17 protein-coding genes and 2 pseudogenes are annotated in these 21,894 nt (G+C 71.2%); 7 read left to right on the top strand and 12 right to left on the bottom strand.

Going from position 1 to position 21,894, the window contains the following annotated elements; genetic code table 11:
* Positions 1-204 precede the first annotated feature (204 nt).
* Together POF73_RS01630 and POF73_RS01625 are read right to left on the bottom strand one after the other, a co-directional pair.
* Positions 205-1,995 (bottom strand): TIGR03767 family metallophosphoesterase, encoded by a 1,791-nt coding sequence (locus tag POF73_RS01630; RefSeq protein WP_272112531.1) that lies wholly within the window; start codon positions 1,993-1,995, stop codon positions 205-207.
* Between the two features lie 200 nt (positions 1,996-2,195).
* On the bottom strand, positions 2,196-2,663 hold the full coding sequence (locus POF73_RS01625) for an NUDIX hydrolase (protein ID WP_272112530.1): 468 nt from the start codon (positions 2,661-2,663) through the stop codon (positions 2,196-2,198).
* A 193-nt stretch (positions 2,664-2,856) separates the two neighbouring features.
* Here POF73_RS01625 and POF73_RS01620 point away from each other — a divergent pair, with 193 nt between their 5' ends.
* On the top strand, positions 2,857-6,144 hold the full coding sequence (locus POF73_RS01620) for a S8 family serine peptidase (protein WP_272112529.1): 3,288 nt from the start codon (positions 2,857-2,859) through the stop codon (positions 6,142-6,144).
* 56 nt (positions 6,145-6,200) lie between these two features.
* On the opposite strand, the gene POF73_RS01615 is transcribed toward POF73_RS01620, so the two are convergent.
* Both POF73_RS01615 and POF73_RS01610 read right to left on the bottom strand, forming a co-directional pair.
* Positions 6,201-6,968, bottom strand: a complete 768-nt coding sequence (locus tag POF73_RS01615; RefSeq protein WP_272112528.1) for a hypothetical protein — start codon at positions 6,966-6,968, stop codon at positions 6,201-6,203.
* 1 nt (position 6,969) lies between these two features.
* Positions 6,970-7,497: an RNA polymerase sigma factor gene (locus POF73_RS01610; RefSeq protein WP_272112577.1), complete on the bottom strand. Its 528-nt coding sequence runs from the start codon at positions 7,495-7,497 to the stop codon at positions 6,970-6,972.
* Between the two features lie 308 nt (positions 7,498-7,805).
* Here POF73_RS01610 and POF73_RS01605 point away from each other — a divergent pair, with 308 nt between their 5' ends.
* Complete coding sequence (locus tag POF73_RS01605) at positions 7,806-8,822, top strand: aspartate-semialdehyde dehydrogenase (RefSeq protein ID WP_272112527.1); 1,017 nt, start codon at positions 7,806-7,808, stop codon at positions 8,820-8,822.
* Between the two features lie 141 nt (positions 8,823-8,963).
* Positions 8,964-9,679 (top strand): annotated as a pseudogene (locus POF73_RS01600) (phosphotransferase family protein).
* An 88-nt stretch (positions 9,680-9,767) separates the two neighbouring features.
* On the opposite strand, the gene pepN reads toward POF73_RS01600, so the two are convergent.
* Positions 9,768-12,341, bottom strand: coding sequence for an aminopeptidase N (pepN, locus tag POF73_RS01595; RefSeq protein ID WP_272112526.1), 2,574 nt, complete (start codon positions 12,339-12,341; stop codon positions 9,768-9,770).
* 119 nt (positions 12,342-12,460) lie between these two features.
* Between pepN and POF73_RS01590 the strand changes: the two genes are divergently transcribed.
* Both POF73_RS01590 and POF73_RS01585 read left to right on the top strand, forming a co-directional pair.
* Positions 12,461-12,946, top strand: coding sequence for a DUF1203 domain-containing protein (locus tag POF73_RS01590; protein WP_272112525.1), 486 nt, complete (start codon positions 12,461-12,463; stop codon positions 12,944-12,946).
* Positions 12,947-12,956: 10 nt separating this feature from the next.
* Positions 12,957-13,061 (top strand): annotated as a pseudogene (locus POF73_RS01585) (GntR family transcriptional regulator); the annotation flags it as partial.
* Between the two features lie 41 nt (positions 13,062-13,102).
* Here POF73_RS01585 and POF73_RS01580 read toward each other — a convergent pair.
* From POF73_RS01580 to POF73_RS01570, 3 genes are all read right to left on the bottom strand, one after another.
* The gene (locus POF73_RS01580; RefSeq protein ID WP_272112524.1) at positions 13,103-14,008 is read right to left on the bottom strand and encodes a LysR family transcriptional regulator; all 906 of its coding nucleotides are present in this window, start codon (positions 14,006-14,008) and stop codon (positions 13,103-13,105) included.
* Between the two features lie 14 nt (positions 14,009-14,022).
* On the bottom strand, positions 14,023-14,943 hold the full coding sequence (locus POF73_RS01575; protein WP_443049389.1) for a DMT family transporter: 921 nt from the start codon (positions 14,941-14,943) through the stop codon (positions 14,023-14,025).
* A gap of 78 nt (positions 14,944-15,021) precedes the next feature.
* Positions 15,022-15,978, bottom strand: a complete 957-nt coding sequence (locus POF73_RS01570; protein WP_272112522.1) for an EamA family transporter — start codon at positions 15,976-15,978, stop codon at positions 15,022-15,024.
* Between the two features lie 123 nt (positions 15,979-16,101).
* Here POF73_RS01570 and POF73_RS01565 point away from each other — a divergent pair, with 123 nt between their 5' ends.
* Positions 16,102-16,617 carry a MarR family winged helix-turn-helix transcriptional regulator gene (locus tag POF73_RS01565; protein ID WP_272112521.1) on the top strand — a complete coding sequence of 172 codons (516 nt, stop codon included), beginning with the start codon at positions 16,102-16,104 and terminating at the stop codon, positions 16,615-16,617.
* 1 nt (position 16,618) lies between these two features.
* Here POF73_RS01565 and POF73_RS01560 read toward each other — a convergent pair whose 3' ends face one another.
* Positions 16,619-18,151 carry an FAD-dependent monooxygenase gene (locus POF73_RS01560; RefSeq protein WP_272112520.1) on the bottom strand — a complete coding sequence of 511 codons (1,533 nt, stop codon included), beginning with the start codon at positions 18,149-18,151 and terminating at the stop codon, positions 16,619-16,621.
* 170 nt (positions 18,152-18,321) lie between these two features.
* Here POF73_RS01560 and POF73_RS01555 point away from each other — a divergent pair, with 170 nt between their 5' ends.
* Positions 18,322-18,921: a TetR/AcrR family transcriptional regulator gene (locus POF73_RS01555; RefSeq protein WP_272112519.1), complete on the top strand. Its 600-nt coding sequence runs from the start codon at positions 18,322-18,324 to the stop codon at positions 18,919-18,921.
* Between the two features lie 154 nt (positions 18,922-19,075).
* Here the strand turns inward: POF73_RS01555 and POF73_RS01550 are convergent, their stop codons facing one another.
* The 3 genes from POF73_RS01550 to POF73_RS01540 form a co-directional block, all read right to left on the bottom strand.
* Complete coding sequence (locus POF73_RS01550; protein WP_272112518.1) at positions 19,076-19,333, bottom strand: hypothetical protein; 258 nt, start codon at positions 19,331-19,333, stop codon at positions 19,076-19,078.
* Between the two features lie 156 nt (positions 19,334-19,489).
* Positions 19,490-21,595 (bottom strand): 4-alpha-glucanotransferase, encoded by a 2,106-nt coding sequence (gene malQ, locus POF73_RS01545; RefSeq protein WP_272112517.1) that lies wholly within the window; start codon positions 21,593-21,595, stop codon positions 19,490-19,492.
* Positions 21,596-21,844, bottom strand: coding sequence for a hypothetical protein (locus tag POF73_RS01540; RefSeq protein WP_443049385.1), 249 nt, complete (start codon positions 21,842-21,844; stop codon positions 21,596-21,598).
* Positions 21,845-21,894 lie beyond the last annotated feature (50 nt).

The raw sequence follows: 21,894 nt of genomic DNA, 5'->3' as shown, positions 1-21,894 counted from the left end.
TGGACGGGACGGTCACCCACCGCAGAACTCCGCCTCGACCACGGCGTGGCTGTCCCCCGACCAGTCCCCGTTGAAGTTGAACGCCAGGGCATGGCGGCCGTCCTCAGTCATGTCTTCCCCTCCATCTCGCACTCGGTTCGATCAAGGAGACTCACCCGGAGGGCGAGACGAAGGTTGAGGATCTGTACGGCAGTTGGGCGGCTCTCAGCCCTTCTTGAGTACCAGCTCCGTGTTGCGGTCCTTGCGGTCGCCGCCGAGGGTCGAGCGCGCGCCGGGGGCGTTCAGGGACAGCTCGCGGTAGAGCGCGGCCAGGCCCGTCTGGGAGAGGTCGGTGAAGTTCGTGCGGTGCGGGGCCGCGGACTCGATCAGGGTGGTGAACAGGGAGATCGTGCCGTCCTTGTTGTCCACCACCTCGATGATCCGGGCGAGTTGGGGGAAGTCGACGTGGGAGGCGGTGGAGATCTCCCAGAAGGCGCGGCCGCCGGAGGCGGAGTGCGGGGTGATGACGTTCTTGTGGATGTGGCCGTTCACCCAGGCGAGAACGTTGCGGTGGCTGCCGAGCAGCTGCAGCAGTTCGGCACCGCCGACGCGCCGCTCGTTCGGGCGGGCCGGGTCGCGACGCAGGTTGTCCATCGTCTCGCTCGTGTGATGGCTGAAGATGATCGCGTACGAGTCCTTGTTGTCCCGCAGCGTCTTGTCCAGCCACTTGAACTGGGCCGCCCCGATGGACCCTTCGTAGTGGCCGCCCGGGTTGGTGGTGTCCAGGCTGATGCCGATGACGTCGTCGGCGATACGGAAGCTGTAGTACTGGGTGCCCGCCTCCAGGTTGGCCGTCGAGTAGCCGTGGCCGACCGGGCCGTGGCCGCGCAGGGCCGGGTTCAGATGGGCCTGCACGTACTCGCGGGGCGTGAACGGGGCGCGGCCCTCGTCCGGTGTGACCGAGCGCATCGAGCGGGCGTGGGCCTTGAGGAAGTCCTTGAAGACGGTGCCCCTCGGGTCCTGGTCCTGCTTGAGGGAGTCCTGGAGCTTCTTGGCGTCGGCGGCCGGCACGTTCATCAGCTTCTTGCCGCCGACGGCCAGGTCGGTGAGGTAGGAGTCACTGTGCGAGGCGTAGGTGCCCAGCGGCAGCGCGTCGTGGTTGCCGACCGTCGAGTACCAGGGGATGTTCAGGCCGGGGCTGCGCAGTTCGCGGATCGCGGCGGCCAGGTAGCCCTCGATGTGCGGGAAGCCGAGTTGCTTGTCGGCGTCGCGGATGCTGTCGTCGGCCTGCCAGTACAGCTTCAGGCCGCTGCTCTGGACGCCCTCGTACTGCCGCGGGTCACCGGTGTTGGGGGTGACCCGGCCGCCGCTCATCACCTTCAGGAACCAGTCCAGCTCGGACTTGCAGTTGTTGTCGGTGTTGTCGCCGGTGGTCATGGCGAAGTGCAGCGGGGCGCCGGTGACGGGGCCTGAGCGCAGCGCGTTGATCCGCTCCACGAGCGCCACCGCGCCGGGCACGGTCAGGGCCTCCTGCGGGCGCCAGGCGTGCACGTCCGTCGAGCGCAGGTACTCAAGGCGGAGCGGGTGCTGGGCGTCGATCAGGTGCAGGTCGGTGAGCTGCACGAAGGCGGCGAGCGCCGTACGCCGCTGCTCGCGGCCCGCCTTGGCCGACGCGAGGTTCTCCCGCACGACACGCCGCCAGCCGGGTCCGTCGGCGAGCCGGCGGTAGCCGCCGGTGCCGGTCGGGGTGGCGACGTTCGCGAGGGTGGTCCCCCGGGTGTAGGGCGCGAGGGCGACCGGCAACTTGCGGGAGGCGCCGGCGGGGGCCTCGGCGGCAGCGGCGCCCGCGGCGGCGTTCGGCGCGCCCGCCGGGTCGGCGGTGGTGGCGGCCTGGCTGTCGGTGGGCCGCAGGGCGTAGCCGACGCCCGCGGAGAGCGTGACCGCTCCGGTGGCGGCGAGCAGGGTGCGGCGGTGGACCCCCACCGCGGAGCTGGCGACAGAGCGTATGCGCGACATGCGCGATCTCCCCGAGTGCGAACGCGTCGGCAACAGGACGCGAGCGTCCGCCTCAGGCGAACGACCCGCTCACTGTGGATCGTTGGCACCGGGGATGACCTGTACATGAACATGACGGCAACGGGCAACGCCGATCACCGTACGTGGATCTTCGCCCACCTTCCGCGTCCACGGCCGCTCCTTCAACGGCCGGGACGCGGTCACTCAGCGTTCATCTTCCGGGGTACCCGTCCCGTCGCCGGGCGCTCACGCCACAGCGCCAGACCCTTCACGACCATGGGGACGAGGGTCAGGTCGGTCACCGTGTCGAGCGGGTGCCAGGCCGCCATGTCCGTCGAGCCGTTCGTCTCGTGGCGGAGTTCGCCGCCGGTGATCCTGGCCTCGTAGACGAGCCGCAGGCCATGGTGGTCCACGGCCCGGCGGAGGCGGCGGCCCGGGAAGCTGCGGCGGACGGAGTCCAGGCCGAGCAGTCCGGTCGGCTCGACGAGGTAGCCGGTCTCCTCCTCCACCTCCCGAACGACCGTGTCGTAGGGATCCTCGCCGTGCTCCATGCCGCCGCCCGGCAGGACCCACTCATGGCCGCCGCCGGGCGCCGGGGAGCGGGCCAGGAGGAGTTGCCCGTCCCGTACGCATATGGCGTAGGCCGCCACCCTCAGGTTTTTCCGCACGTACGGACATTAGCGCCACCGTCGACATGTCCCGTTTGCGGCTGATCTCCCCAAAGTTCGTCGGGGGTTTTCCCCATCCGTCCATTTCGATTCGGTCAACTCTTCCCAAACATCCTTCCCTTGCATAAAGCTGTGCGGTCGTCCGGGATCGCATTCCGGACGACAGATGCTCCTTTACCAACAAGGGATGCCGATGACCCTCACCCCCCAGCGCGAACCTAAGCCCGGCGCGAGACGCGCGGCCCGCATAGCCGTGGCCGCCGGTCTCGTCGCCGCGCTCTCCGCAGCCGGGCCGATACCCATGGCCCTGGCCGTGGACCCCGCGCCCGCCGCGACGGACCCGAGCGTCAAGTCCGCTCACGACAAGCTCGGTTCGGACGACGCCGACCTGCTCGCCGAGGCCAAGGCCGACGGCGACAAGAACGTCACGATGATGATCGCGACCGCGCCCGGCCAGACCGAGAAGGTCACCGAGCAGCTGGACGCGGTCGGCTCTGTGGGCCGTACCTACGACAAGCTCGGCTACGTCCGGGCGACCGTCCCCACCGGCAAGGCCGACAAGGCCATCGCCGCCGCGGCGAAGCTCTCCTCGGTGCACGGCATCGACCTGCGCGAGGAGATACCCCTGGACGACCCCGCCGTCGACACGAAGCAGTCGTCGGCCGCCGCCGTCGCGGCCTCGGCCCCGGACAAGAACACTCCGGCCGAGAACCCGTACAACCCGTCGTTCGAGACGGGCGCCGTCGACTTCGTCGAGGACCATCCGAAGTCCGACGGCCGTGGCATCACCATCGGCATCCTCGACAGCGGTGTGGACCTCGGGCATCCCGCCCTGCAGAAGACCACCACCGGTGAGCGGAAGATCGTCGACTGGGTCACCGCCACCGACCCGCTGCTCGACAGCGACCGCACCTGGCGCCCGATGGTGACCTCCGTCTCCGGGCCCACCTTCACCTACGGCGGCAAGACCTGGACGGCGCCCGCGGGTTCGTACCAGGTGAGCACCTTCCTGGAGTCGTACACCACGGGGGGCGACGCGGCGGGCGACGCCAACCGCGACGGCGACAAGACCGACTCGTGGGGCGTCCTCTACGACGCGGCGAACGGCACGGTCCGGGTCGACCTCAACAACAACAACGACTTCGGTGACGACACCCCGATGAAGCCGTACAAGGACGGCTACCAGATCGGGTACTTCGGCACCGACAACCCGGCCACCGACGTCGCCGAGCGGCAGCCGTTCGTCGTGCAGATCCGCAAGGACGTGCCGATGGACCCGCTGGGCGGCGACTGGGTCGGCAAGAAGTCCGACTTCGTCAACATCGGCGTCATCGAGTCCGAGCACGGCACGCACGTCGCCGGCATCACCGCCGCCAACGGCCTGTTCGGCGGCGACATGAACGGCGAGGCACCGGGCGCCAAGCTCGTCTCCTCCCGCGCCTGCACCTGGACCGGCGGCTGCACCAACGTCGCGCTCACCGAGGGCATGATCGACCTCGTCACCAACCGCGGCGTCGACATCGTCAACATGTCCATCGGCGGCCTCCCGGCGCTGAACGACGGCAACAACGCCCGCGCCGAGCTCTACACGCGCCTGATCGACACCTACGGCGTCCAGCTCGTCATCTCCGCCGGCAACTCCGGCCCCGGCGCCAACACCATCGGCGACCCGGGCCTCGCCGACAAGGTCATCTCGGTCGGCGCGAGCATCTCCAAGGAGACCTGGGCCGCCAACTACGGCTCGGCCGTGGAGAAGAAGTACGCGATGATGCCGTTCTCCTCGCGCGGCCCGCGTGAGGACGGCGGCTTCACCCCGACCCTGGTCGCCCCGGGTGCCGCGATCAACAGCATCCAGACCTGGCTGCCGGGCGCCCCGGTCGCCGAGGCGGGCTACCCGCTCCCGGCCGGCTACGGCATGCTCCAGGGCACCTCGATGGCGTCCCCGCAGGCCGCGGGCGCGTCCGCGCTGCTCCTGTCGGCCGCCAAGCAGAAGCGCATCGCCCTCACCCCGGCGAAGCTGCGCACCGCGCTGACCTCGACCGCCGACCACATCAAGGGTGTTCAGGCGTACGAGGAGGGTGCCGGCCTCATCAACATCGAGGACGCCTGGGACTCCATCCGTGACGGCGCCACCGCCCACGAGTACACGGTGAAGGCGCCGGTCGACACCGCGATCGACCAGCTCCTGAAGACGCCGGGCTTCGGCACGGGCGTCTACGACCGCGAGGGCGGCCTCAAGGCCGGGCAGAAGAAGACGTACGACGTCACGATCACCCGTACGTCCGGCTCGGACAAGGCGATCCGGCACGAGCTGAACCTGGAGAACAACGCGGGCGGCACCTTCCGGATCGTCGGCTCCGACGAGATCAGCCTCGGCCTGAACAAGCCGGTCACCGTCAAGGTCGCCGCCAAGCCGTCCTCGGCCGGTCTCAAGAGCGCGATCCTGGAGGTCGACGACCCGCGCACCGAGGGCGTCGACAAGCAGATCCTCAACACGGTCGTGGTCTCCGCGCCGCTCAAGTACAGCTACTCGGCGTCCGGTTCGGTGCAGCGCAACAGCACCAAGTCGTACTTCGTCACCGTCCCCGAGGGCGCGAAGTCGCTGGAGGTCGCGATCGGCGGGCTCAAGGACAAGAGCCAGACCCGGTTCATCGCCATCCACCCGTACGGCACCCCGTCCGACAACACCGGCACGCCGTACTGCTACAACAACTACCTCGCCGGCAACGGCTGCAAGCCGGACGTGCGTTCCTACGCCGACCCGCAGCCCGGCGTCTGGGAGATCGAGGTCGAGTCGCGCCGTACGTCGCCGCTGCTCGACAACCCGTACAAGCTGGACGTCACCGTCCTCGGCGCGGCCTTCGACCCGGAGACCGTGACCGTCCCCGAGGCCAAGGTCGGCACCCCGGCCGCCGCCTCCTGGAAGGTGACCAACAAGTACGCCGCGATCGACGGCAAGCTGGCCGGCGGCCCGCTCGGCTCGTCGAAGACCGCGCGTCCGACCATCGCCCAGGGCGCCACGCAGACCACCACGGTCGAGGTGCCCGCGGGCGCGACCTCGCTCGACGTCTCCATCGGCAACGTCTCCGACGCCGCCGCCGACCTCGACCTGGTCGTCCGCAACGCCGCCGGCACCGAGGTGGGAAGCTCCGCCGACGGTGACTCCGAGGAGGCGGTGTCGGTCGCGAACCCGGCCGCCGGGACGTACACGATCGACGTCATCGGCTACTCGATTCCGGCCGGTTCGACGGCGTACGACTACCTGGACGTGTTCTTCTCCGCCGCGCTCGGCACCGTCAAGGTCGACGAGTCGGCGCCGGTGAAGCTCGGCACGGGTGACTCGGCCACCGTCACGGGCAGCGTCACCGCCGCCGCGGCGGCGCCCGAGGGCCGTGCGTTCTTCGGCCAGGTCCAGCTGCTGAACGCGCGCGGCACGGTCGCGGGCACGGGCAGCGTGAAGATCGAGAAGGTCACGCCGTAGTTCGTTCGAGTACGGCAATGGGGGCGGGCGTCCGTAGGGGCGCCCGCCCTTTGCCGTCAGCAGGTCGGCTTGGGCGCCTCGCGGAGAGAAGCGGTGATCCAGGCCCGTTCCGGGGCGATGTCCTCCTCGCCGATGAACCAGACGTCCGGGGTCGTGGCGTCCCGGGGGATGCCGACCAGGAGGTGTTCGCCCTTGAGGACGGAGTCCTTCTCCATCTCGAAGGTCACCTTGTCCCCGTTCTTCCCGGGCTTCTCCGGCAGGTAGGCGCGGGTCACGCGCAGAGTGATCCGCTCCTGTGTCGTGCCTGGCACCGGCTCCACGGCGGTGACGACGCCCTCGGCGACGAGGCGGGAGCAGGCGAGGTAGTCGGGGCTGCCGAAGTCCGCGCCGACGGACGGTGAGGCGGCCGCCTTGCTGTCGGCCGCGCCGCCCGCGTCCGAGTTCATGGCGTCGCCTGACCCGGCGTGCGTCAGCAGCCAGCCCAGGCCGACCAGCACGGACGCGGCGGCGGCCACGGCGAGGGAGCCGAGGGCGACGGTTCGGATCCGGTGCCGGACGCGGGCGGGGCGGCGTACGCGGGCGGGGGCGGGGGCGGGGGCATGCTCGGGCTCCGGGACCGGGACCGGCGCCGGTGGTTCGGCGAGCGCGTGCCCGATGATCTCCAGCTGCTCGCGCAGCAGCGCCACATCCGCGGCGGCCGACCGGTGCTCGGCCATGAAGGCGGCGTCCGCGCGCGCCTCGTCGCCGAGCGGCTCGTCGGTGAGCGCGGCCATCAGCGCGTCGACACCGGTACGGCCTTCACGGTTGTCGTTCTCGGCGGTCATGTCACACCACCTCGTCCTCGTGCAGGCGGGCGCGCAGGGCCCGTACCGCCGTGTGCAGCCTGCTCTTGACCGTGCCCTCCGGGATACCGAGCTCCTCGGCTATGTCGCGCACGGGGAGATCGCCGTAGAAGCGCAGGACGAGGACCTGACGCTGGGCGTCGGGCAGCTCGTCCAGGCCCTGGGCGACGGCGAGGGAGAGCAGGCTCGTGTCCTCGCCGGAGGGGTGCTCGGTCTGGCGCAGGGAGGCGAGCCGTTCGCCGAGCCGCTCCTGCCGCTTCTTCGCCCGGTGCCAGTCCATGGCGAGGTTGGAGGCGACGACCGCCGCCCATGCCGACACGTCCCGCGGCGCCTCACGTCCGCTCGCGGCCCGCTCCAGCAGCCGCAGACGTACCTGCTGTACCCCGTCCAGCAGGTCCGTCTGCGGCACGCCGCCGAGCGCGAGCACCGCCCGTACCCGGCGTTCCTGAGCCGCGTCCAGGGGATCGGTGTGATCGTCCTCCCGGGCACGGCGGGCCTTTCTGCGCAGCACAAGCCACCCCCTCACCGCGTTTCCTCTACGACGCCGCAGCGCACGGAAACGTTCGACCGGGTCGTCGGGAGTTTTCGCGAGGTGTACGTCACACCGACACGCGAGTGCCGCACAGCTTGCGGCACGAGGTCGCCGTAGGGCGAATTTCTGCAGCTCAGCGCGGGTGCGGACGGGAGTTCCGGTACCGTCCGGCCGGTCGGGGTGGCCCGGTCGGCGGGTATGAAGCGCAAAGAATTGGACAGGCGGACCAGGGTCGGCCGCATGATGGAAAGGCCGCAGCCATGCAGGAACGCCTAGAGGGAGTCGCCGTGAGGGTCGGAATCGTCGGAGCCACCGGTCAGGTCGGTACGGTCATGCGCAGGATCCTCACGGAGCGCAACTTCCCGGTCACCGAGCTGCGCCTGTTCGCCTCGGCCCGCTCCGCGGGGACGGTCCTGGACGGCGTGACGGTGGAGGACGCGGCCACCGCCGACTACTCCGGTCTGGACATCGTGCTGTTCTCGGCGGGCGGCGCGACCTCGAAGGCGCTGGCCCCGAAGGTCGCCGCACAGGGCCCCGTGGTGATCGACAACTCCTCGGCGTGGCGCCGTGACCCCGAGGTCCCGCTGGTCGTCTCCGAGGTGAACCCGCACGCCATCGCCGACCGCCCCAAGGGCATCATCGCCAACCCGAACTGCACGACGATGGCCGCGATGCCGGTGCTGAAGCCGCTGCACGCCGAGGCCGGCCTCGAAGCGCTGGTCGTCGCCACGTACCAGGCCGTGTCGGGCTCGGGTCTCGCGGGCGTGGACGAGCTGTTCGAGCAGGTCAAGAAGGTCGGCGAGGACGCACCCAAGCTGACCCACGACGGTTCGGCGGCGGAGTTCCCCGAGCCGCACAAGTACGTCGCGCCGATCGCGTACAACGTCCTGCCGCTGGCCGGCTCCATCGTGGACGACGGTCTGCACGAGACCGACGAGGAGCAGAAGCTCCGCCACGAGTCCCGCAAGATCCTGGAGGTCCCCGGGCTGAAGGTCTCCGGCACCTGTGTGCGTGTCCCGGTCTTCTCCGGCCACTCTCTCCAGGTCAACGCCCGCTTCGCCCGCCCGCTCAGCGTGGAGCGCGCCAAGGAGCTGCTGGCCGGCGCCCCCGGCGTGGCCCTCACCGACGTCCCGACCCCGCTGCAGGCGGCCGGCCAGGACCCGGCCTACGTCGGCCGCATCCGCCAGGACGAGACGGTCGAGCACGGCCTCGCCCTGTTCATCTCCAACGACAACCTCCGCAAGGGCGCCGCGCTGAACGCCGTGCAGATCGCGGAGCTGGTGGCGGCCGAGCTGAAGAGCTGAAGGGCTGACGTCGGCACGCAGGCAGCTGCGGACGACAGGTGTGAATCGGGGAGGGGGACCAGGTGCCGCGGCGCCTGGTCCCCCTCCCCGTCGTACGACTGCTCACGCACGACAGCCAGCCGTCCGTCTGCGCGAGGAAGGATGGAGCCGTTAGAACTCCGGCGCGCAGTTGAGGCAGGACGGGCGACCGCTTCGGAGCTGGGCGTTCAGGTCGACGATGTGGTCGTCGTCCACGACTCGGACCGTGTGGCGCTTCGTCTGGTCCCTTGCGATGTGCTGGCTCGGGTCGCGCCTTCAGCGCATCTGGCTGATTCCGAGTTCGAAATCGAGGCTGCCCGCCGCCTCGTCGGCGCCGACGCTCCGGTGGCTGAGCCAGCGCCTCGGGTCGGCTCGATCTGGACGCACCGCATTTCACCGATCGAGTCGCCGGGGCGCTCGGAGTGGTGAACGACCGGGAGCAGTCCCCCGAGCTGCCCGATTCCGACCGGGAACTCCTCAGCGACACCCTCAGCGGCCTGAGCGCCGCAATCGGCATCGAGAGAGCCGGCGACCAGTTGCTGCACGGCGAGCCGCATCCGGGCAACCTCCTCAACACGAGAAGAGGGCCGCTTTTCGTGGACCTCGCCACGTGCTGCCGTGGGCCTGTCGAGTTCGACCTCGCCCATGCGCCCGAAGAAGTGGGAAAGCATTATGCGGGGGCCGACCACGGCCTGATTCACGGGTGCCGCGCGCTGAACTGGGCGATGTTCTCGGCCTGGCGCTGGCGCCTGGGCGACCAGATGCCCGACCGGGACAAGCGGAGAGTGGAGGGGCTCGACCAGGTTCGTGCTGCACTCGCTCGCTGCGGAGTGGGCTGAACTCGGCCGAGCACCCTCCCATGGACGAGGGCGCCCGGCGCAGTTGCACCGGGCGCCCTCATCGGCGTACGTATTACGACCGTTACTGCTACTCGGCCGCCGCGTCCGCCGCCTGGGCCCTGAGCGCGCGTTCCACGCCCGCCCGGGATTCCGAGATCAGGCGGCGCAGGGCCGCGCTCGGGTCCGTCGACGACAGCCAGGCGTCCGTCTTTTGCAGGGTCTCCTCCGAGACCTGGAGCGTCGGGTAGAGGCCGACCGCGATCTGCTGGGCGATCTCGTGGGAGCGGGAGTCCCAGATGTCCTTGACGACCTCGAAGAACTTGTCCGTGTAGGGGGACAGCAGTTCACGCTGGTCGGTCTGCACGAAGCCGCCGATCACGGCCTCCTGGACCGCGTTCGGGAGCTTGTCGGAGTCGATGACCGAGGACCAGGCCTCGGCCTTGGCCTCCGGGGTCGGGCGGGCGGCGCGGGCCGTGGCGGCGTGGCGTTCGCCGGCCGCCGTCTTGTCTCGCTCGTACTCGCCCGCGATCTCCGTCTCGTCGAAGCGGCCCACCGCCGCCAGGCGCTGCACGAACGCCCAGCGCAGCTCCGTGTCGACGGCCAGGCCGTCCAGGGAGTGGGAGCCGTCCAGCAGGCCCTCCAGCAGGTCCAGCTGCTCCGGCGTACGGGCCGTCGCCGCGAACGCCCGAGCCCACGCCAGCTGGTGGTCGCCGCCCGCCTCGGCCGCGCGCAGATGGGCCAGCGTGGCGTCCGTCCAGCGGGTCAGCAGGGCCTCGCGGGTGACCGGGGCGGCGTACAGCTCGATCGCCAGCTTCACCTGGCGCTGCAGCGACTGCACGACGCCGATGTCGGACTCCTTGCCGATGCCCGACAGGACCAGGGAGAGGTAGTCGCGGGTGGCGAGCTCGGCGTCACGCGTCATGTCCCAGGACGACGCCCAGCACAGGGCCCGGGGGAGGGACGCCTCGAAGTCGCCGAGGTGCTCGGTGACGAAGGCGAGGGACTGCTCGTCCAGGCGGACCTTCGCGTACGACAGGTCGTCGTCGTTGAGGAGGACGACGTCCGGGCGGCGCTTGCCCGACAGCTGCGGCAGGGCGGTCAGTTCACCGTCCACGTCCAGCTCGATGCGCTCGTCGCGCAGCAGCTTGCCGGACTCCTCGTCCAGGTTGTACAGGCCCACCGCGATCCGGTGCGGGCGCAGCGTCGGCTCGCCCTTCGCGCCGGCCGGGAGGGCCGGAGCCTCCTGGCGGATCGAGAAGGACGTGATGACACCGGAGGCGTCCGTCTCGATCTCGGGGCGCAGGATGTTGATGCCCGCCGTCTCCAGCCACAGCTTCGACCAGGTCTTCAGGTCGCGGCCGGAGGTCTCCTCCAGGGCGCCCAGCAGGTCGGACAGGCGCGTGTTGCCGTACGCGTGCCGCTTGAAGTAGGCCTGCACGCCCCGGAAGAACTCGTCCATGCCGACGTACGCCACGAGCTGCTTGAGCACGGAGGCGCCCTTGGCGTACGTGATGCCGTCGAAGTTGACGAGCACGTCGTCCAGGTCGCTGATCTCCGCCATGATCGGGTGCGTCGACGGCAGCTGGTCCTGGCGGTACGCCCACGTCTTCATCTGGTTGGCGAACGTGGTCCACGCCTGCGGCCAGCGCGACTCGGGGGCGTGCGCCTGGCAGGCGATGGAGGTGTAGGTGGCGAACGACTCGTTCAGCCACAGGTCGTTCCACCACTCCATGGTGACCAGGTCGCCGAACCACATGTGGGCCAGCTCGTGCAGGATGGTCTCCGCGCGCGTCTCGTACGCCGCGCCCGTCACCTTGGACCGGAAGACGTACTGGTCGCGGATGGTCACCGCGCCGGCGTTCTCCATCGCGCCCGCGTTGAACTCCGGCACGAACAGCTGGTCGTACTTCTTGAACGGGTAGGCGTAGTCGAACTTCTCCTGGAACCAGTCGAAGCCCTGCCGGGTCACCTCGAAGATGGCGTCCGAGTCGAGGTACTCGGCGAGCGAGGGGCGGCAGTAGATGCCGAGCGGGACGGACTGGCCGTTCTTCTCGTAGACGCTGTGCACGGAGTGGTACGGGCCGACGATGAGCGCGGTGATGTACGTCGAGATGCGCGGCGTCGGCTCGAAGGCCCAGACGTTGTCCTGGGGCTCCGGGGTGGGCGAGTTGGAGATGACCGTCCAGCCCTCCGGCGCCTTCACGGTGAACTGGAAGGTGGCCTTCAGGTCGGGCTGCTCGAAGGACGCGAAGACGCGACGCGCGTCCGGGACCTCGAACTGGGTGTACAGGTACGCCTGCTGGTCGACGGGGTCGACGAAACGGTGGAGGCCCTCACCCGTGTTGGTGTACGCGCAGTCGGCGACGACGCGCAGGACGTTCGGGCCCTGAAGCAGGCCGGGCAGTGCGATCCGGGAGTCCTCGAAGACCTGGTCCGGGTCGAGCGCGTCGCCGTTCAGCGTCACCTCGTGCACGGTCGGGGCCACCAGGTCGATGAACGACTCCGCGCCGGTCGCGGTGACGTCGAAGCGCACCGTGGTGACAGACCGGTAGGTACCGCCCTCCTGCGCGCCGGAGAGGTCGAGATCGATCTCGTAGGACTCGACGGTGAGCAGCTGGGCCCGCTGCTGAGCCTCGTCGCGAGTCAGGTTTGTGCCAGGCACGCGGTCATCTCCTCGATATGTGTAGGTTCGGCGGTTCGGTCATCCTTCCACGTGACCTGACGGAGCGCGATGTCCGTTTACCGCCGGTGGACGGGGCACGGGCGGGTGAGGCTGGGGCCATGACGGCATACCTCGTACGACCCATCGAACCGACGGCCCTGAAGGAGCTGCGCTCCGTCGACGACGCCGGGCGCCGCACGGTTCCCGTGACCGACGACGAGGGCGGGGCGCCGCTGCGCTGCTGCCTGCGCCGCAGCACGCCCGGCGAGCGGATCGCCCTGGTCTCGTACGCTCCCCTGCGCCGCTGGGCGGCGGAGACGGGGGCCGCTCCGGGGGCCTACGACGAGCAGGGTCCCGTCTTCATCCACGCGGACGAGTGCGCGGGGCCGGACGGGGACACGCTGCCCTTCGCCAACGCCCACCGCACGGTGCGGCGCTACTCGGCCGAGGGGCACATCCTGGGCGGGCGGCTCGTGCCGGAACACCCGGAACAGGGGGACTTCGAGGCGGCGTTCCGGGAGGCGTTCGACGACCCGGCGGTGGCACTCGTCCACGTCCGGGCCGTCGAGTACGGCTGCTTCCTGTACGAGGTCCGCCGGTCCTGAGTTCCCGCTGACTCAACAGCTCGTTCACAGCGACGACCAGCGTCCCATCGAAGCCACCGTCATGATCAAGGCAGGCCATCTCCACGGACTTCAGTACGAGTTCACGCCGGAGTGACCCCGAGTCCGCGGATGGGAATGAGGGCCTGACGCCCCCGGCTATGTCGCCGCCACCGTCCGGAGGGCGTCGAGCACCCTCCCCACCGCCGGGGAGTCCTCCCCACCCCTGCGCACCGCCGCCACCACATGCCGAACCGGCCGCGGCTCCCCCACCTCGCGCATCGCGACGCCGCTTCTCCCCACGGCGGCCATCCGCGGCACCAACGCCACCCCCATCCCCGCCTCCACCATCGCCAGAATCGCGGTCCACCCGGCCGCGGAATGCCCCTGCCGTGGGCTGAAGCCGGCGGCCTCGCAGGCCCCCCGGGTGATGTCCGACCACGGCCCGCTGCCGCCGAAGATCCAGTCCTCCCCGGCGAGGTCGGCCAGCCGAAGCCGTTGTCGTCCTTCGGGGGTCGCCAGGCCGTGCTCCTTGGGGAGGGCGACGTCCAGGGGATCCGCCAGCAACGGCACCCGGGTGAAGCGTGCGTCGCCCACCGTCGGTGCCTGCGCCGCCAGCGACAGGGCGAGGTCCACCTCCCCGGCGGCCAGCAGCTCGTACGCCTCCCCGGCCTCCGCCTCCCGTACCCGTACGGCCACCCCGGGCGCTGTCTTCCGCAGCGCCCGCACGGCCGGCACCACCAGCGCGGGCACCGCCGTGGAGAAGGCCGCCATCCGCACCTCCCCTACCTCGCCGTGCGCATAGGCCGCCAACTCCGCGTCGGCCCGCTCCAGTTGCTCGAACACGGCCTCGGCATGCCGCAGCACCAGCCGGGCCGCGTCCGTCAGCCGCACCCGCCGCCCGTGTGCCTCCAGCAACGGAACGCCGACCTGCTTGGCGAGATTGGTCAGCTGCTGCGACACGGCCGACGGCGTCATCCGCAGCGCCTCGGCGGTCGCGGTGACGGTCCCCCGTTCCCGCAGTGTCCGCAGGATCTGCAGCTTCCGGATGTCCCACTCCACCATGGCGGCAACCTACGTCACCGACGCGACGCCGCCCCCAGCACGACCCCGCCGAGGATCAGCGCCATGCACACCGCCTGCGTCCAGCCGGTCGCCTCACCGAGGACGGCCCAGGACAGCAGGGCCACACACACCGGCTGGAGGTAGTAGACGGCCCCGGCGCGGCTCGGGCCGACCAGCGCGATCGCCCTGTTCCAGGCGAAGAAGGCGACGGCGGACGAGGCGATCCCGACGTAGAGGATCGGCAGGACCGTCCCGGGCGTCGGGTCGAAGCCGCCCTGCACGGCCACGCTCACCCCTTGCGCCGGCAGCAGCAGGGCCGTACCCAGCAGGAACGTCGTGAACAGGAAGGCTGTACCGCCCAGTTCGGCCGGCTTGCGGCGCAACAGGCCGCTGTACGCCCCGAAGCAGCACGCCGCCGCCACCATCCACAGGTCCCCCGCCGCGAACCGGGCCCCGCCCGCACCACTCCCGATCAGCAGCACGACGCCCGCGCAGGCCACCAGCAGCCCGGCTACCCGGCGCACACCCAGCCGTACTCCTGAGGCCCGCTCGAACACGGCCATCAGCACCGGCGAAGCGGCCATGATCATGCCCATGTTGGCGGCGGGGGTCGTCAGTCCCGCCTGGTTGACCAGGGTGTTGTACACGGTGACGCCGAGGAGCGAGGCGATGGCCACGAAGCCGAGATGACGGCGGATCACCTCCCGTTGCCGCCACGCCTGCCGCGCCCCGAAGGGCGCCACCGCGGCCAACGCCACCAGCCATCTCCAGAACGCCTGCTGCACCGGCGGCACGCTGTCGTGCAGCGCGCGGGAGGTGACGAAGCTGCCGGACCAGACGACGGTGGCGAGGGCGGCGAGCGCGAGACCGAGGGCGGTCGCCCGGGGGAGGGAGGTGGGAGTGGGACTGGGGGTGGAGGTGGTTGTCCTGGGCAGGACGACGGTCACGGAGATCCTTTCGCTGGACGGTGATCGACCTGGTCGGCCTGGTCGGCCGGGTGCCGGTCGGTCGATCTACCGTCGCAGCGCGCCACCTGTCACGTCCATCGAAACTTTCCGATGGTTTTCTTCAGCAGAACTGAACAATCGAGCCCCGGACGACCGTACGGCACCCCGCCCCGCCCCCACCTGCCCCACGACCGTCGCCCCGAACGCGAGCGCCATGCCCGTGAGCTGGAGCGGGGTCAGCGTCTGTCCCAGCACCGCCCAGCCGACCACCGCGGCGGTCAGGGGCGACAGCGGGCCGAGGAAGGTGACCTGGGTGGCGGTGAGGCGGCCGATGCCGCGGAACCAGAGCCAGTACGCGACCGCCGTGTTCGCCAGCGCGAGATAGAGGTAGCCGGCGGCCGCCCGGCCGTCCAGCGCGGGCGGCGCGCCCTCGGCCAGGAGGGCGAGCGGGGCGATGAGCAGGCCGCCGGCCGTCAGCTGCCAGCCGGTGAGGGCGAGCGGGCCGACGCCGTCAGGGCGCCCCCAGCGCTTGGTCAGGACCGTGCCGGCCGACATGGACGCCGTGGCCGCCAGGGCCGCCAGCACGCCGACGAGGTCGAGCGCACCGGCCGCCTTCAGTACGACCAGACTGACGCCGAAGGCCGCCACGACCCCGGTGAGCACGTTCCGCACCGTCGGCCGCTGCCCCAGCAGCAACGCCGAGAGACCCACGACCAACAGCGGGCCCACCGAACCGACGACGGCCGCCATACCGCCGGGCAGCCGGTACGCCGAGAGGAAGAGAAGCGGGAAGAAGGCCCCGATGTTCAGCGCGCCCAGCACCGCCGACTTCACCCACCAGGCGCCGCGCGGGAGGACACGGGTGACTGCGAGCAGCAGCAGACCGGCGGGCAGGGCGCGCATCAGGCCGGTGAACAGGGGGCGGTCGGGCGGCAGGAACTCGGTGGTGACCGCGTAGGTCGTACCCCAGGAGACGGGGGCGAGGGCGGTGAGGAGGATCAGAGCGACACGGTTGGAGGCCATGAAAATAGCTTAGCCCTAAGCCACTTCCAGTCAAGCCACTTTTCGCAGAGCTACTTTCTAGTAAGCTACTTTTTGGCTAGCCACTTTCTTGCGGGTGATCGTTCGGCGCCCGATACTCGACCCATGAGTGCACGCCCGCCCCAGCGCAAGGACCCCGTCGACGCGATCATCGACCAGTGGGCGGCCGTGCGGCCCGACCTCGACACGAAGGCGATGGAGGTCTTCGGGCGCATCTACCGCCTGTCCCGCACGGTGGGCGACCGCATGGACAAGGCGTACACCCCCTACGGCATCTCGCGTGGCGAGTTCGACGTCCTGGCGACCCTGCGCCGCTCCGGCGAGCCCTACACCCTCTCGCCTCGCCAGCTCTCGGCGACGCTGATGCTCACCACCGGCGGCATGACCGGCCGCCTCGACAAGCTGGAACGCGCCGACCTGCTGCGCCGCTCCCCCGATCCGCACGACCGCCGCGGCCTCCAGGTCACCCTCACCGAGAAGGGCCTGAACCTCATCGACCAGGCGGTCGGCGCCGGCCTCGCCGTCCAGACCGAGGCCCTGTCCGCCCTCGACGCCGAACAGGCCGACCAACTGGCCGACCTGCTACGGGAGTTGCTCGCGGGGGCACCCGAATCCCGGTAGTTCACCCACCCAGGTGCGCGGCGAGCGCCGCCTCGACCGCCGCCGCGTCCGCAGCCTCCGCCGCCCAGGCCACGTATCCGTCGGGGCGGACCAGCACGGTCGTACGCCGGTCGCCCGCCCAACGCTCCACGGTCACCCGCTCCTTGCGGGAGCCCTCGTTCTCGTACGGGTCGGAGTCCTTCGGGGTGATCAGCACGAACCGCCCGCCGCGCAGGGCCTCGTAGAGGCGGCCGCCCTCCAGGGCGACGTCGGGGACGCGGGTGCCGGTCAGGCGGTGGGCACCGCGGGGCGCGGGGTACCTGAAGCCGATGCCGGAGACCTGGGCCAGAGCGGCGCGCTGCGCGGGCCTGGCCGCGCCCACGAAGGCAGAGACAAGGGCGCGTACGGCACGCAGCGCCGGGCTCTGTGCCCGCGCCAGCCGGACCAGCCCTCCACTGCTGCGCAGCACGGCCTTGCCGACGGGGTGGCGCTCGGCCTGGTAGCTGTCCAGAAGCCCCTCGGGCACCCGGCCCTGGACGGCCGCGGCGAGCTTCCAGCCGAGGTTGGCCGCATCCTGGAGGCCGGTGTTCATGCCCTGACCGCCGGCCGGTGAGTGCACGTGCGCGGCGTCCCCGGCGAGGAAGACCCGGCCCACCCGGTACTCGGGGACCTGCCGCTCGTCGCTGTGGAAGCGGGAGAGCCAACGGGCGTCATGCATGCCGTAGTCGGTGCCCAGGGCGCGACGGGTGACCTCCCTGATCTCGTCGAGGTCGATCGGGGCGTCGTCGGGGACCTCGTGGCGGCGGTTCCAGCCCATGACGCGGTACCAGCCGTCGCCGAACGACGCGATCATCGCGAAGGCGTCGTCCGCGCCGTTGACGGTGAGCACACTCTCCGGTTCCTCGGCGAGCCGGACGTCGGCGAGGAACAGGGACTTGATGACCGATACGCCGGGGAAGGGCAGACCGAGCGCCTGGCGTACGGCGCTGCGGTGACCGTCCGTGCCGACGACGTAGGCCGCGCGCCGGGTGACGACCGCCCCGTCCGGGCCACGCACATCGAGGTCGACCCCGGCGCCGTCCTGCCGCAGTCCGACGACCTCGCTCTCGAAGAGGAACTCGACACCCAGCTCCCGCGCCCGCCGCTCCAGCAGCCGCTCGACCTCGTACTGCGGGGTGATCAGCAGGAACGGGAAACGGGACGGCAGCGTGCCCAGGTCGAGGGAGAGGCGCCGGAAGAGACGGAGCTCGGTGATGGTGTCGCCGGTGGCCAGCAGTTCGTCGGCGAGACTCCGCGAAACGGGTGCGTGCGCAACACCTCCGTCGAGGGGGGCGGTGGGAGCCGGGCGGGCGTCGAGTTGCTCCAGGGTGCGGGCGTGGACGCCGAAGGCGCGGGAGAGGTTGCTGATCTCGTGGGGGCGCTTCTCGACGAGCGTGACGGAGACGCCGGCGGCGGCCAGGTCGCCGGCCAGGAGGAGGCCTGTGGGACCGGAGCCGACGACGATCACGGGGTGGGTGACGGGGTGGGTGCTGGGAGCGCTGTGGGTGCCGGGCATGGTGGCCTCCTGAATGCCAACATTCGTTTGCCAACGTTCGTTGACCAACGCTTGTTGGCAACGATAGGAGGGCACGTCGAGCATGTCAACACTTGTTGGCCCACATGCGTTGACCCACATACGTTGACCCACACTTGTTGGCCCACATTCGTTGGCCTACGATCGTTGACATGACTCAGCGCAAGGCCGCCACCCCCGACCCGGCCCCCACTCCACCCCGTCGCTCCGAAGCCACCCGCACGGCGATCCTCGACGCCGCCCGCGAGCGCTTCGCCTCCGACGGGTACGAGCGGGCCACCATCCGCGCCATCGCCAAGGACGCGAACATCGATCCGTCGATGGTGATGCGCTACTACGGCAACAAGGAGGGCCTGTTCGCGGCGGCCGTCGCCATCGATCTGCGGCTGCCGGACCCGGCGTCGTTGACCAAGGAGGACGCCGGCCGGGCGCTCGTGACGCACTTCCTGGCCATGTGGGAGAAGAACGAGGTGCTGACGGCCCTGCTCAGGGTCGGTGCGACCAACCAGGCCGGGGCCGAGCGCATGCGGGGCATCTTCGGGGACCAGTTGCTGCCGGTCGCCCGCCGGGTGTGCCCCGACCCCGAGCAGGCCCCGGCGCGGGCCGCGCTGGTGTCGGCGCAGCTGCTCGGGCTGGCGCTCACGCGCTATGTGCTGCGGTTTCCGCCCGCCGTGGAGCTGGCCCCCGAGGAGGTCGTGGCGTGGCTGGCGCCGACGGTGCAGCGGTATCTGACGGCGCCGTACCCGGCGTGAGAGCGGCGAGGGCCGGGGATCCGGGGAACATCGCCCGCCGGGGAACACACCGAGGGCGCCGGCCTCGCACACGTACGGCGGATACGCGTACGTGTGCGAGGGCAGCGCCCTCGGCTTCGGTGCACGGCGGGCCCGGCGGGGAGCCCGCGGTGGATCAGGCCTTGGCCCCCGGCTTCACCACACGGTGCTCGGACTTGGACCTGTCGAGGACCATCACCAGGCCGGTGATGACCACGAACAGGGCAACGGGGGCCAGGACGTAGAGGCCCAGCGTCTCGATGACGCTCAGGCCCTGACCGGGGTCGTCGCCGTCGTCACGCGTGAGCGCGAGCGCGGGGGACGACATGAGCAGCATCATCAGCGTCGTACCGGCAGCCAGGGCGCCGGCGCGCAGGGCGTTCTTCTTGTCCACGATCCCAAAAGTACAGAACGCCATGAGGGGCCGCGCGCCCGGGGTGCCGTATGCGTCGCGGCCCGCCGCCGAGCCTCCCGGCCGTACCCGGCGGTGCCGCCGTCGGCGAGCGCACGCACCCGCCCCCGCACGACCCCGCCTCCCCGCCGCGCACCGTCACTCCCGCGAGGCATCCCCCCGCCGGCTCTCCTCCCGCAGCACCTCCACCAACGCCCGCACCCTGGGCGAAGCCGCCAGTTCCTCCAACGTCACCGCCCGTCCCTCCGCGTCGGCGACGGGCAGCCGCCAGTTCGGGTACTGGTCCCATGTCCCCGGCAGGTTCTGCGGGCGGCGGTCGCCGACGCCGTCCGGGAGCCAGACGCCGACCATGCGGGCCGGGGTGCGCAGCAGGAAGCGGTGGACGGCCTGGATCTCGGCCTCCTCCTCCGACGCGCAGTGCCCGCCCCACGCACCCCGTGACAGGCCGAGGCGGGAGAGCAGCTCCAGCCACTCCCCCGTGTCCGCCGCCGCCTCCGCCCGCTCCTGTTCCAGGGGGCGGGTCAACAGGCCCAGACCGTCGCGGAGTTCGACGTGTTCGCCGGTGAGGCGGGCCGCGGTGGGCGGCAGGTCGTGGGTGGTGGCGGTGGCGAGGCAGTCGGCGCGCCAGGACTCCGGCGGCAGGGGGCGGCCGTCGCCGTCCCAGTCCCGTTCGAACCACAGCACCGAGGTGCCGAGGACACCCCGGGAGCGCAGTGCCTCGCGCACGCCCGGCTCCACGGTGCCGAGGTCCTCCCCGATCACCACCGCCCCGGCCCGGGAGGCCTCCAGCACCAGGATCGCGAGCATGGCCTCGGCGTCGTAACGGACGTATGCCCCCTCCGTCGGCGCGTGCCCCTGCGGCACCCACCACAGCCGGAACAGCCCCATGACGTGGTCGATGCGCAGGGCGCCGGCGTATCGGAACAACGCCTGGAGCAGGCGGCGGTACGGCTCGTAGCCCGACTCGGCCAGCCGGTCCGGGCGCCAGGGCGGCAGCCCCCAGTCCTGGCCGCGCGCGTTGAAGGCGTCCGGCGGGGCGCCCACCGACATGCCGGCCGCGAAGTACGCCTGTTGCGCCCAGGCGTCCGCGCCCCCGGGATGCACCCCGACCGCGAGATCGTGCACGATCCCGACCGGCATGCCCGCCTCCCGCGCGACCCGCTGGACGGCGGTGAGCTGGGTGTCGGTGAGCCAGGCGAGGCGGCAGTGGAAGTCGACCCGGTCCATCAACTCGCCCCGCGCGCGGGCGGTTTCGGGTGATCGCGGGTCCCGTAGCCCCTCCGGCCAGCGCTGCCAGTCGGAGCCGTGCACCTCGGCCAGCGCGTACCAGGTGGCGTGGTCCTCCAGCGCCTCCCCCTCCCGCGCGAGGAAGTCGACGTACGCGGCGCGTCGCCCGGGACCGAGGGGTACCTCGCGCACCAGCTCCAGTGCCTCGCGCTTGGCCTCCCACACCGCGTCGCGGTCGATCAAAGCGCCCTTCGCCAGCACCGCTTCCCGCAGCAGCCCGGCCCGTGCCGACAGGCCCCGGACGCGCTCCTGGTCCTCGACGTACGCGAACTCGGGGACGTCCTCGACCCGCAGGTGCACGGGGTCGGGGAAGCGGCGGGAGGACGGGCGGTACGGGGAGGGGTCGGTCGGGGCTCCGGGTACGGCCGCGTGCAGCGGGTTGACCTGCACGAATCCGGCGCCGAGCGCCCGTCCGGCCCATTCGGCGAGTTCGGCGAGGTCGCCCAGGTCGCCCATGCCCCAGGAGCGGCGGGAGAGCAGGGAGTAGAGCTGGACGAGGAGGCCGTAGGAGCGTCCGGGGGGTGTGGGCAGGCGGGGCGGGGCGACGACCAGGTGGCTGGTCGCGCTACGGCCGTCGGGGGCGGTCGCCGTGAGGCGGTGGACGCCGGGCGGGAGTTGGCCGGCGGTGGTGCGGGATTCGCCCTGTTCGGTCTCGACGAGCAGCCGGGTGCCGGACGGCAGCGCGGCCAGGGCCTCGGGTTCGGCGCCGCTCCAGCACACCACCGTCGGCGGCAGCAGCCGTTCGCGCAGTTCCCGCTCCCGCCCGGTGAGGGCGGCGCGGACGGCTCCGGGCGTGCTCGTGTCGACGTCGAGGGCGGCCAGGGCGAGCGTGAGGGCGGTGGCGGAGGCCGTGACCGTGCGGTCGGCGGACGGCTGGTAGGAGGTGGCGACGCCGTGCAGCTCGGCGAGCCGGGACAGTTCCTCGGCAGGGGCTTCGGCCGACCGCTCAGCTGTCATCTACGGCCTCGGGTAATCCAGGTCCATGTCCATACCGGTGTCCATACCCGTATCCCAGGCCGCTGCCTCACTGGTCAGTGGCGCGGCGTCGGCGAGCGGTGGCTCGCTGGTGAGGGGCTCGGCGTCGGGGAGGGGTGGTTCGCTGGTGAGGGGGGCTTCGAAGCAGGCGCCCTCGGCGCTGAAGACGCAGGCGTGCATCTCCGGCTCGATGAGCGCCTCAGGTTTGGACAGGGCCGATGCAGTGGCCACGGGAGCCTCCTTGTCGAGTACGGCATCGCGGTTATCGCAGCCCTACCCAG

The organism is Streptomyces sp. HD, from assembly GCF_028369295.1.
Taxonomy (GTDB): Bacteria; Actinomycetota; Actinomycetes; order Streptomycetales; family Streptomycetaceae; genus Streptomyces.
Note: the sequence above shows the minus strand (reverse complement) of the source record. Positions and strands in the feature narration are given on the sequence as shown.